Below are 11,130 nucleotides of genomic sequence, written 5' to 3' on the forward strand. Positions count from 1 at the left end.
AATTGCAAAATAAATTCTGTAAATAAATAGCTTAATAAGTTGGCTAATAGACCAAAAAGGGTTGCTACTATTAATGGTAAGCAACCCTTTTTCTAGCTAAAATCTAATCTTTTAAAAAATAGCGCCAAAAATTTGCCTGCTCAAAATATTAATGCTAGTATTTTCAAAACCTTATAAAGGTAAATGAAATATGCGCATTTATATCAAAATGATACAGATTTTTATTAGCTTTTCGTCAGCTATTTTAACCCATCTTGCTTCTGCGGAAGAAAAAATAATTAAAAAAATTGAATTCAATAGTGACTCCGATATTCCTAAAGATTCACTTAAATATATAATTGAATTGGAAGAAGGTGAAGTTTTTTCACAAAGTAAATTAGACAATGACATTCAAAATCTAAAAAATACGACTGTATTTAGTAAAGTAACTGCTCAAGTAGATGAGGACAAAGAAAAAACAATTAAAATTACTTTTAATCTTGAAAAAAAATGGACTTTTATTCCTTACTTTATAGCGGGATCTGGAGGAGGAACTAGCTACTATTCTTTTGGATTATTTGATTCTAATTTTTTAAATAATCTTTACACTTTCAATATAAATTATAAAATAGAAAATGGGGAATCTAATTACAGTATATCTTTTGCAAACAATTATGCATTTAGAAATAATTTTATTAATGGGGCAAGTGCAAATATCATAAATAAGAAAATTACTTATTTTAAAAATGAAGAAAAAATTGGATACTATTCATTTGAAGAGCATTTATTTAATTTATTCAGTCTATATAAATTAAATAACTATATTAACTTTGGTGGTGGTATTGCATTTAAAGAAGCTATTAAAATTAATTCCCAACTTTCCAGTGATGAAATTGCTACAAATAATAGTAATTTTATAAAAAATCCTTCTGGATACTCAAGTTTTGGACTTCAATCAAGAGTACAAATAGGAAAAATGGATTATCAAGAAATAACTCAAGAAGGAATTTTAATAAATAATATTACGAATTCTTACTTTAGCCAAAATTCAAGTGACGAAAATTTTAATGATGAAAACTTTCAGTTACTAGGTTTTGTTGAACTTCCTAGTATTCGTGATTCATATTTTGGAACTCGAATTGGTCTCCAATCGACAAACTCAAAAAATCCGGTGAATGAATTTTATCTTGGTGGCTTAGATAAACTAAGAGGCTTTAATTACACACAATTAACCGGAAGAAATGCTTATTATCAAAACATTGAACTTCGTTTTACTTTATATAAAAATAATTATATAGCTTTTCAATTTGTCCCATTTTTTGATTATGGAAATACTGCAGATCAATTTGATGATCTATTTCATAATATTTATTCGAGTGTGGGTGTAGGAATAAGAATTCCATTAATGAAAATTAATAAAATTGCTTTTAGATTAGATTATGCAACTACAGTTTCTCAATTTAAAATGAATGGATTTAGTTTTGGATTACTGCAATTCTTTTAATTTCTTTTTTCTTTGTGACCTTGAATAATTAAATTCATCAAATCCATAATATCTTTCAGCTTATCGCATTGTATATCAATTTCTTTTGCATATTTAATCAATGCATTCATCTGATCATAAGTTTCAGAATTAATAGAACTTGCTATATTTACAGAACTTACCACAGAACCAATGCTAGAACTTTGTTGAGTTGTTGATTCCTGAATCTCTTTTGTATTATTGTAGATATTAACAACTTCTGAAGCAATTGCTTGAAATGAGTTTGAAACATTTTTTGAATTGTCTTTTAATTCAAAAACACTATTATTCATATCTTTTATGACTACTTCAGCAGCTTTTTGACTCTCTGAAATCAATTGATCTATTTCTTTTGCTGCTTTACCACTCATTTTTGCTAAGTTCCCCACTTCTTCGGCTACTACCGAAAATCCTTTTCCAAGTTCACCAGCTCTTGCTGCTTCAATTGAAGCATTTAATGAAAGCAATTCTGTTTTAGATACAATATTGTTTATTACTGTGGCTTTAGCTGAAATATCTTTAATAATCTTCGAAATATTTTGTAAATTGTCGCTTGATTTTCCAATTTTACCTACTGCTGAAGTCATTAAATCAACAATATGATTCCCTTCTTTAGTTTTATGGTTCAAACTATCTACAATTTGAATACATTCATCTGCATTTTTCTTAGTCTTATCGATCATCTTTACCATTTCTTCCATTTGATTTTGAATTTGATCCATGGCTTCACTTTGCGATTTTGATAATTCAGAAACCTTAACAAATGCCTTACTAAGCTCCTTGTTAGTAGAGTTTAGTTCATCAGATTGTCCCCCTATTTTCTTAGTAAGCATTTGTAATGGATCTGAAACAAATTTTTTCACTATGAGAAAAGAAAGAACAGAAATTAAAACAATACAACTTAATAAACCTAGTACAGCAGTAAATATCATTTTATAAATTTGTTTATTTAAATGAGTTAATTCAGATTCGATAATAATGATTCCATCTAATCGATTTGATTCTTTATCAGTAATTGCAGATAAATATACTCTTCTATTGGAAGATAAAGCTAAAGTTTCAACCCCTTTTATATCCTTTAAATCATTTATTTTTGTATAATCAGTCAATTTAATATCGTTTGCTATTTCATCTACAGTATTATTGTCTTTTTTTATAGCGCCAGTGAATAATGTCTTTTTTTCACCAAATATAAATACTTTAACTATATTTTCATTGATAAATAAACCTTTAATTGAGTTTAAAACGTTTTGTTTTTCTAAATTATATATATTTGCAGAAAGAGATGGCTTTAATATTACTAATGAATTAGAAATAGAGTGATCAAATTCTTCTTGAAGTTGTCCTTTAGTATCTATAATAGAGTAAATAAAATAGATACTAAGAGATAAAATAATAATTGGTACCGTAACAATTATTATTTTTAAGTTTAGTGATAAATCTGAAAATCTCATTTCTTTAATCCTCAATACCAGTATTAAATCGGTATATAAATTAGTATTATTAAGTTAATTTTAAGTTCAAATATTAATTTTTTTTTCTGAATTTACTGAGGGTTATGTACTTTTTTACTTCTTCCAGCAATAATTACATTCATTGATTGCATAACATTTTTTAGTTTCTCACACTGATCATCTATTTCTTTTCCTAAAGATATTAATCCAGTCATTTCATCTTTTGTATTGGAGTTAATTGAACCTGCTAAATTTACTGAACTTTGTACTTCATTGATACTTTGTGATTGAAAAGAAGTAGAATTTTGTATTTCTTTGGTATTATTTAATATATTAACGACTTCACCAGCTATTTCATGAAAAGATTGCGAAACATTATTAGAATTATTCTTAATTTCTAAGACACTATTGTTCATTTCTAGTATCACAGTATTTGCAACTTTTTGACTTTCTGTTATCAAATTATCTATTTCTTTTGCTGCTTTTCCACTCATTTTTGCTAAATTTCCCACTTCTTCGGCTACCACGGAAAATCCTTTTCCTAATTCTCCAGCTCTAGCAGCTTCAATTGAAGCATTTAAAGAAAGCAATTCTGTTTTAGAAACAATATTATTAATAACTGTTGCTTTAGCTGATATATTATTAATTATTTTCGATATTTCTTTTAAGTTTAAACTTGCTTTATCAATTTTTTCGACAGCAGAAATCATAGTGCCAACAATGCTGTTACCTTGCTTAGTTTTTTCATTTAAGTTATCCACAATTCTATTACAATCTTCTGCTCTTTTATTTGTGACATCAACACTTTCTATCATTTTATTCATTTGTTGTAATATTTTATCCATCGCTTCAGTTTGTGACTCTGATAGATTTGATACTTTGACAAAGGAAACATTTAAATTTTGATTTGTTGCATAAATATCGTCAGATTTTGATCCTACTTCAAGTGTTAAATTTGCTAATGGTTTTGAAATTATTTTATTTATAATATAAAAAGATAAAACTATAATTGACACTACACAGAAAAAAACACCAAGTATAGCTCCTATAATCATCCGCAATATTTGTGAAGAAAGTTTACTTAAATCTGCTTCAATAATCATAATGCCATCAAATCTTTTTGATTCTTGGTCTATAATAGGGGATATATAAATTCTTTTATTTTCTTTTGTTTTTGATAAAACACCTTGAATTGCTTTAAAATCTAAATCTTCTGTAAAATCAGAAATTTTAGTATCGTCTGGAAGATCCAGATAAGTTTTGTCAGGTTTTATTTGCACTCCAGTAAATAAGGTCTTTTTTTCACTAAATATCAGTGCTTTATTAATATTCTCATTAATAAATAATCCTTTTACTGAATTAGAAACATTGTTTTTCTCTAAATTATAAATATTAGCTGATAAGGAGGGTTTTAAAATGACCATAGAATTAACAATAGTATTATCGAATTCAATTTGAAATTGTTTTTTTGTATCTAATATTTGATAAACAAAGTATAAGCCTATTGAGCAAACTGTTATAGGGATAATGATAAGTAAGATTTTTATATTTAAAGGTTTTTCTTTAATATCCATCTTTCTACCAACAAAAATTGTATGTCAATCTATCGGTAGGCAATAAATAATATTTACCTAATTTTATTTAGTATTTATCATAATATTGAATATAATATTAATCATTACTTTAATTTAAGGATTTTTACCTGTATATTTTCTTACAATTGCTGAGTATTGGGGTGTTTTTTTAAAACTTTCAATGGCCTGTTTTACTTTACTAATAAGTTTTTCAGATGTTTTTTTTGTCGTAGCAATATAATTTTCTTCAGTATCTATTTTATTGCCAAATGTATAGTAATCAATATTTAGCTTTTGCTCTTTTAGAAAACTTAATGCACCTATGACAGATGTGTACCAAGCATCTATTGTTTTTTCTTCCAAAGCTTTTACGTTTTGTGAGTCTTTTGGCACTGAAATGATATTTTGTTTCATTAATTTTTGATTTAGCAGAAATGTTTCATATGAAGTAGCAAGCATAACCCCTATTTTTTTATTTTTTACTTCTTGGAGAGAATTGATTGGTTTTGTTCCTTTATAGCTAATAAAAACCGTATCAGCATTATAGATTTTAGAAACCCATATATATTTTTTTTCTCTATCAGGATTTCTAGTAAATGGAATAATAAATGATTTACTATCAGTATTTGCCAAGCAATCTTCTTGTGCTCTAATCCAAGGTTCCCATATTATTTTAAACGTAATATTTTTATGTTTAAAAGCTTGGGATATTATTTCTCCTGCAATTCCACCAATTTGATTCTCCCCCCATTTTTCAGTTTTAGAAGGGAAATCATGCGTTATTATGGTGACATCTTCTGCAAAAGAAAATATTGGTAAGGTGAAGGAAATGTATAGAAAAGAATAAAATATGTTTTTAGAAATAGCCATTTAATTACCTTTAACAGCTTATTACAAAAAAATACTATTTACCAGTATACTTTTTAATAATTGCTTTATAATCAGGAGTCTTTTTAAAAGAATCTATAGCTTCTTTAACTTTATCAACTAGTTCTTTTGCTGTTCCTTTAGATGTTGCAATATAGTTTTCTTCAATATCAATTTTATTTCCAAATTCAAAAGAATCTATAGCCATTTTTTCAGCATTGAACGTAGCAATTGCACCTATGACACCAGTATACCAAGCATATATTTTTCCCGCTTCAAGTTTTTTCGCATTTGTTGAGTCATTTGGTACGCCTTCAATATCTGATTTTGTTAACCCATTTTTTTCATTAGCAATGGCAGCTTCATAGGAAGAACCAAGTAAAACACCTATTTTTTTACCTTTAGCTTCAGCAATAGTATTTAACTTTGCTGTTCCTTTTTTTGTAATAAATACTGTTTCAGCATCATACAATTTTGAAACCCAATTGTAATTAGGCTCTCTTTCAGCATTTCTTGTAAAAGGAATAATAAAAGATTTTTTATCACTATTTGCTAAGGTCTCTTCTTGAGCACGCTTCCAAGGCAACCAATTCATTTTAAAACTTATTTTTTTAGCCGCAAATGCTTTTGTAATAATTTCACCACCAATGCCACCAACTTGATTTTCCCCTAATTTATCTGTTTTTGAGGGTAAAACTTGTGTGCAAATTGTAATGTCTTGAGCAAATACAGCAGTACATGCTAAAGTTGATATAGAAATTGCTAAAATCTTTATATTTCTTAACATATAATCCTCAATTTTATAAATAAATTAAAATTATTTTCCTGCATATTTTTTAATAATTGCTGCATATTGAGGTGTCTTTTTAAAACTTTCAATTGCATCTTTTACTTTATTTGCTAATTCAGCAGGAGTATTTTTAGCTGTCGCTATATAGTTTTCTTCGCGATCAATATTTTTACCAATATCTATTTTTCCAATATCTATTTTTTCAGCTTTTAAAGCTGCAACAGCCCCAATCACTCCTGAATACCAGCCATATATTTTTCCAGCATCAAGCTTTTTAGCATTTGTTGCATCATTTGGCACTGCTTCTATATCAGCTTTATTTAATCCATGTTTTGCATCTGCAATAAAGCCCTCATACGAAGAACCAAGTAAAACACCTATTTTTTTACCTTTTGCATCAGCAATACTGTCCAGTTTTTTATTTGATTTTAATGTCAGAAATGCAGTATCAGCATCATAAAGTTTAGCTACCCAATTATAACTTGCTTCCCGCTCTGAATTGCGAGTTAAAGGAATTACAAATGATTTTTTGTCAGAATTTGCAAGGGTTTCTTGTTGCGCTCTTTTCCAAGGTGACCAAACCATTTTGAAGGAAATTTTTTTAGCCTCTAATGCCTTTGTAACAATATCTCCACCAATTCCACTGACTTGATTTTCTCCAATTTTTTCTGTTTCAGATGGAAAATTTTCAGTCAAAATTGATATATCTTGAGCTATTGCAGTACCAAATGCAAAAAGAAAAACTGGCGCGAGTAGAAAATTTTTTTGTTTGAACATAAAAAACTCCATTATAAAAATGATTACTCTATAATTAAACATTTTACTTACAAAAATATAAAGTCAATATTCTGGCAGATTAATTCTTATTAGGAACATACTTTTTAATAATTTCAGAATATTTATTTGTTTTTCTAAACTGCTCAAAGGCTTTAGCAACTCTTTCTATTAATTTAGGATCTGTTTTTGAAGTCGTTGAAATATAATTTTCTTCAACATCAATTTTATTTCCGTATTCAAATTGGCTAAGATCTATTTTTTCAGCAACTATATTTGCTTTTCCCGAAATAGAACTTGTATACCAGGCAAATATTTCCCCAAGTAATAATCTTTTCACATTTAGCTGATCGTAGGGAACAGAAGAGACTTCATCCTTAAATGCTTTTCCTTTTTGATTTAAAATTTTTTGCTCATAAGAGGTACCAACTTGGACACCAATTTTTTTATCATTTATTTCTTTTAAGCTATTTATTTTTTTATTGCCTTTTTTTGTGATAAAGAAAGTTTCTATATCACATATTTTAGCTACCCAGATATAATTTTTTTCTCTCTCAGGAATTCTGGTTATTGGTAAAATAAAACTTTTTTTATCAGCATTTTCTTGAACCTTTTGTTGGGCTAACTTCCACCTTGTCCAAATAAATTCATATTTAATATTTTGACTTTCTAGCGCTTGAGTAACAATTTCTGCAAAAATTCCGGTTACTTTTCCATTACTCGACTTTTCAACTTCACCAGGGACATTTTCCGTTAAAATTTTTATATCCTGTGCTTTTATTTTAGTTGTTATGTAACAAGATCCAAATAAAACAATTAATGTGGATATTTTTTTATAATTTAGCATTTATATATCCCTAATTTTATAAATTTATAATTTATTGTATTATCCAAGATATTTTTAAACAATTATAGTCAATTAATTGGCGACTTAAGCTCATTAAAATTCACTTGAATAAAATCTGAGAAAAATCAATGATAAAAAACTTAATCTGCTTGAAAAAAAAAATACATTTGTTAAATTCACAATTGAGTTTTATGAAGTCATTTTCTTCTTTGTAAAAATTTTTATTTTTTGATATTTTATCTAATCAAGGTATTTTATTATCTTTCAATGGTTATGAAAAAATGGGAAGCTAGCATGATTGAATTTAAAGGTATTCATAAATGGTACAATAAAAAACTGCATGTTTTAAATGATATTAATTTAGTAGTGAAAAAAGGGGAAGTTGTTGTTGTTTGTGGCCCCTCAGGTTCTGGAAAGTCTACTCTTATCCGCACTGTTAACGCTCTTGAAACCGTGGATGCCGGTGAACTTATTGTGGATGGTATTAAAGTAACAGATCCGAAAATAAATTTAAATACATTACGAGGAGAAATAGGGTTTGTCTTTCAGCAGTTTAATCTTTACCCACACTTAACAGTTTTAGAAAATATAACACTGGCTCCCATAAAAGTTAAAAAAGTAAACAAATCTGAAGCTGAAAAAATAGCTCTTGATTTACTTAATAAAGTAGGTCTTGATAATAAAAAAGACTCCTATCCGGCACAACTTTCTGGTGGCCAGCAACAAAGAGTAGCTATTGCACGTGGACTTGCCATGCAACCTAAAATTATGTTGTTTGATGAACCAACATCTGCTCTAGATCCTGAAATGATCGGTGAAGTTTTGAAGGTTATGAAAGACCTTGCCAAGGGCGATATCACTATGATGGTTGTTACCCATGAAATGGGTTTTGCTCGTGAAGTTGCAAATAGAATAGTTTTTATTGATGCTGGAAAAATTGTTGAAGTTTCTGAACCTAATGATTTCTTTAATCATCCAAAATCAGAAAGAGCACAACAATTTTTAAAGCAAGTTTTGACACCAATGCAAGCATAAAAGGAGATTTTTTCATGAAATTAATGAGCAGAAAATTTTTTATATCTATTATTTCTTTAATCCCTCTTCTATATGTAACAAATGTTCAAGCTGATGTTAATGAAATAAAGAAAAAGAAAACTCTTATAGTTGGTGTGAAAGACTCCTTATACCCATTTGGATTTGTAAATGAAAAATCTCGCACTTTAGAAGGCTATGATATAGATTTTGCAAAGGAAATCGCTGATAAATTAGGAGTTAAAATAGAGCTAAAACCGGTAACATCTGCTAATAGAATACCATTATTGATGGAAGATAATGTTGATTTGCTTGCTTGTACAATGACAATTACACCAGAAAGAGCAAAACAAATAAATTTTAGTTATCCTTATTTTGTCTCTAAGCAAAAATTCATTGTTAAAAAAGGAACAGTGAAATCATTAAAAGATTTAGAAAACAAAAAAATTGGTACAACCAAAGGATCAACTTCAGAGCTGAATGCTGCAAAAGCAATTCCAAGCGCAAAAATACTTTCTTTTGATGATTATCCCCAAGCTTTTTTAGCTTTGCAACAAGGAAAAGTATTCGCAATAACTACTGATGAATCAATTTTAGCGGGAATACTTTCAAAAGCATCTAAGAAGGAGGATTTTGAATTACCTGCATTTGATATTTCTAAAGAGCCATATGGAATAGGTGTTAACAAAAAAAATCCAGAATTATTAAAAATAGTAAATCAAACATTAATTGAGATGGAAAAAAACGGAAAAGCTGATGCCACTTTTGCTAAATGGTTTGGTCCAAATTCTTCAGTTCCTTTAGTAAAAGACTTTAAAATCACCCCCTAGAAATATAAACAATTAAAAATTTAGGAATGGTTTTATGTCATCTTACCAATTTGATTTCTCCATCCTACTAACTGAAAAATATGCAAAAATGTTAGTAGAAGGCCTTGTAACAACAGTAGAACTTTCCGTTATTTCATGTGCTTTGGCATTTTTCCTTGGTTTGAATTTAGCCGTCATGCGTTTAGCTCATTTTGCTCCAATCAGGATATTTGCCCAGTGCTATCTGGAATTTTTTAGGAACACTCCTCTCATTGTACAGCTATTTTTTTGGTATTTTGGTTCTTATCAAGTGTTACCAACAGTAATTAATGATTGGCTAAACACTTTAAATTTCGAATTCGCAGCAGCAGTAATTGCTTTAACATTTTATACCTCAGCATTTATCGCTGAAGATATCCGTTCTGGAATTTCTTCCATTCCAAAAGAACAAATGGAAGCTGCTAGAAGTAGCGGATTTTCATATGTCAGATCCATGCACTATATTATACTCCCACAAGCAGTACGTTTGACAATCCCTCCTTTGATAAACCAATTTTTAAATCTAGCAAAAAATTCATCTATGGCGATGGTTATTGGTGTTGCGGAAATTACTTATCAAGCAAGGCAAATTGAAAGCCAGTCGTTCAAAAGTTTTGAAGCCTTCTTTGCTGCTACTTTAATTTATGTTTGTTTTTCCTTTGTTATTTCAGGATTAATAACAATTTATGACAAAAAAGTTCTAAACCCAATTGGCAAAGGAACTGTTTGATATGGATAGTATTTTTGATTTAAGTGTTATACAAAACAATTTTTTACAATTAATGATTGGGCGCTATCCAAATGGACCTTTAGGTGGTTTAGCTCTAACTATCATTCTAGCTTTTATATCTGTTTCTTTATCAATTATTGGCGGATTAATATTAGGTTTACTTTGTATATCACGAAATTCTTATATTAGAGTACCTGTTTCGTTTATAGTTAATTTAATAAGAGCAATGCCTTTATTAATGGTTATTTTTTGGATGTTTTTTTTGTTACCTATTTTAACTGGTGGGAAATTTCCAGAAAATGGAACTGTAATTTGTGCTTTAACAATTTTTACTTCTTGTTATATTTCACAGATTGTAAAAGCAGGTATTGCAAGTATTCCAAAAGGTCAAACCGAAGCTTCAATCTCTAGTGGAATGACTTACTGGCAAACAATGCGATATGTTGTTCTTCCACAAGGGCTAAGAAATATGATTCCTTCTTTTGTTAACCAATTTGTTTCTTTAATAAAAGATACTTCTTTGGGATATATTGTAGGGGTTTCAGAGCTAACTCAAGTTGCACAACAGATAAATAATAGAACCCAGAACTATGCTGCAGAAATATTTATTTTCTTGGCTATAATTTATTTTGTTATTTGTTTTGCATTCACAAGCTTAAGTCGTTGGCTTGAAAAAACTTTAGCTTGGAAAAAATCTATTTAATTTTTAGCAA

Annotated in this window: 11 protein-coding genes; 5 read left to right on the forward strand and 6 right to left on the reverse strand. The window is 28.5% G+C overall.

Translation table 11 applies throughout. The features are described 5' to 3' along the window. Positions 1 to 190: 190 nt before the first annotated feature. On the forward strand, positions 191 to 1,483 hold the full coding sequence (locus GOY08_RS05885) for a POTRA domain-containing protein (protein WP_158997933.1): 1,293 nt from the start codon (positions 191 to 193) through the stop codon (positions 1,481 to 1,483). On the opposite strand, the gene GOY08_RS05890 is transcribed toward GOY08_RS05885, so the two are convergent. From GOY08_RS05890 to GOY08_RS05915, 6 genes are all read right to left on the reverse strand, one after another. Beyond that, positions 1,480 to 2,955 (reverse strand): methyl-accepting chemotaxis protein, encoded by a 1,476-nt coding sequence (locus GOY08_RS05890; RefSeq protein WP_158997934.1) that lies wholly within the window; start codon positions 2,953 to 2,955, stop codon positions 1,480 to 1,482. The two genes, GOY08_RS05885 and GOY08_RS05890, sit on opposite strands and share 4 nt — an antisense overlap. Before the next feature lie 92 nt (positions 2,956 to 3,047). Continuing rightward, positions 3,048 to 4,529: a methyl-accepting chemotaxis protein gene (locus tag GOY08_RS05895; RefSeq protein WP_158997935.1), complete on the reverse strand. Its 1,482-nt coding sequence runs from the start codon at positions 4,527 to 4,529 to the stop codon at positions 3,048 to 3,050. A 114-nt stretch (positions 4,530 to 4,643) separates the two neighbouring features. Continuing rightward, positions 4,644 to 5,399, reverse strand: coding sequence for a substrate-binding periplasmic protein (locus tag GOY08_RS05900; RefSeq protein ID WP_158997936.1), 756 nt, complete (start codon positions 5,397 to 5,399; stop codon positions 4,644 to 4,646). 34 nt (positions 5,400 to 5,433) lie between these two features. Further along, positions 5,434 to 6,183 carry a substrate-binding periplasmic protein gene (locus tag GOY08_RS05905; protein WP_158997937.1) on the reverse strand — a complete coding sequence of 250 codons (750 nt, stop codon included), beginning with the start codon at positions 6,181 to 6,183 and terminating at the stop codon, positions 5,434 to 5,436. A gap of 30 nt (positions 6,184 to 6,213) precedes the next feature. Continuing rightward, on the reverse strand, positions 6,214 to 6,963 hold the full coding sequence (locus tag GOY08_RS05910) for a substrate-binding periplasmic protein (RefSeq protein WP_158997938.1): 750 nt from the start codon (positions 6,961 to 6,963) through the stop codon (positions 6,214 to 6,216). A gap of 79 nt (positions 6,964 to 7,042) precedes the next feature. Beyond that, the gene (locus GOY08_RS05915; protein WP_158997939.1) at positions 7,043 to 7,807 is read right to left on the reverse strand and encodes a substrate-binding periplasmic protein; all 765 of its coding nucleotides are present in this window, start codon (positions 7,805 to 7,807) and stop codon (positions 7,043 to 7,045) included. A 294-nt stretch (positions 7,808 to 8,101) separates the two neighbouring features. Between GOY08_RS05915 and GOY08_RS05920 the strand changes: the two genes are divergently transcribed. Genes GOY08_RS05920 through GOY08_RS05935 form a run of 4 tightly spaced genes read left to right on the forward strand, consistent with a single transcriptional unit; the run spans position 8,102 to position 11,120 of the window. Next, positions 8,102 to 8,842, forward strand: a complete 741-nt coding sequence (locus tag GOY08_RS05920; protein WP_158997940.1) for an amino acid ABC transporter ATP-binding protein — start codon at positions 8,102 to 8,104, stop codon at positions 8,840 to 8,842. Positions 8,843 to 8,856: 14 nt separating this feature from the next. After that, positions 8,857 to 9,669 (forward strand): ABC transporter substrate-binding protein, encoded by an 813-nt coding sequence (locus tag GOY08_RS05925; protein ID WP_202914032.1) that lies wholly within the window; start codon positions 8,857 to 8,859, stop codon positions 9,667 to 9,669. A gap of 34 nt (positions 9,670 to 9,703) precedes the next feature. After that, positions 9,704 to 10,417 (forward strand): amino acid ABC transporter permease, encoded by a 714-nt coding sequence (locus GOY08_RS05930; RefSeq protein WP_158997941.1) that lies wholly within the window; start codon positions 9,704 to 9,706, stop codon positions 10,415 to 10,417. A 1-nt stretch (position 10,418) separates the two neighbouring features. Continuing rightward, positions 10,419 to 11,120, forward strand: coding sequence for an amino acid ABC transporter permease (locus GOY08_RS05935; protein ID WP_158997942.1), 702 nt, complete (start codon positions 10,419 to 10,421; stop codon positions 11,118 to 11,120). Positions 11,121 to 11,130: the final 10 nt, after the last annotated feature.

The organism is Pigmentibacter ruber (genome assembly GCF_009792895.1).
GTDB classification, from domain to species: Bacteria; Bdellovibrionota_B; Oligoflexia; order Silvanigrellales; family Silvanigrellaceae; genus Silvanigrella; species Silvanigrella rubra.

Coding starts and splice junctions, on each gene's coding strand:
- GOY08_RS05925 (WP_202914032.1), top strand. CDS start 8,857: ATGAAATTAATGAGCAGAAAATTTTTTATATCTATTATTTCTTTAATC.
- GOY08_RS05930 (WP_158997941.1), top strand. CDS start 9,704: ATGTCATCTTACCAATTTGATTTCTCCATCCTACTAACTGAAAAATAT.
- GOY08_RS05905 (WP_158997937.1), bottom strand. CDS start 6,183: ATGTTAAGAAATATAAAGATTTTAGCAATTTCTATATCAACTTTAGCA.
- GOY08_RS05885 (WP_158997933.1), top strand. CDS start 191: ATGCGCATTTATATCAAAATGATACAGATTTTTATTAGCTTTTCGTCA.
- GOY08_RS05910 (WP_158997938.1), bottom strand. CDS start 6,963: ATGTTCAAACAAAAAAATTTTCTACTCGCGCCAGTTTTTCTTTTTGCA.
- GOY08_RS05895 (WP_158997935.1), bottom strand. CDS start 4,529: ATGGATATTAAAGAAAAACCTTTAAATATAAAAATCTTACTTATCATT.
- GOY08_RS05920 (WP_158997940.1), top strand. CDS start 8,102: ATGATTGAATTTAAAGGTATTCATAAATGGTACAATAAAAAACTGCAT.
- GOY08_RS05900 (WP_158997936.1), bottom strand. CDS start 5,399: ATGGCTATTTCTAAAAACATATTTTATTCTTTTCTATACATTTCCTTC.
- GOY08_RS05890 (WP_158997934.1), bottom strand. CDS start 2,955: ATGAGATTTTCAGATTTATCACTAAACTTAAAAATAATAATTGTTACG.
- GOY08_RS05915 (WP_158997939.1), bottom strand. CDS start 7,807: ATGCTAAATTATAAAAAAATATCCACATTAATTGTTTTATTTGGATCT.
- GOY08_RS05935 (WP_158997942.1), top strand. CDS start 10,419: ATGGATAGTATTTTTGATTTAAGTGTTATACAAAACAATTTTTTACAA.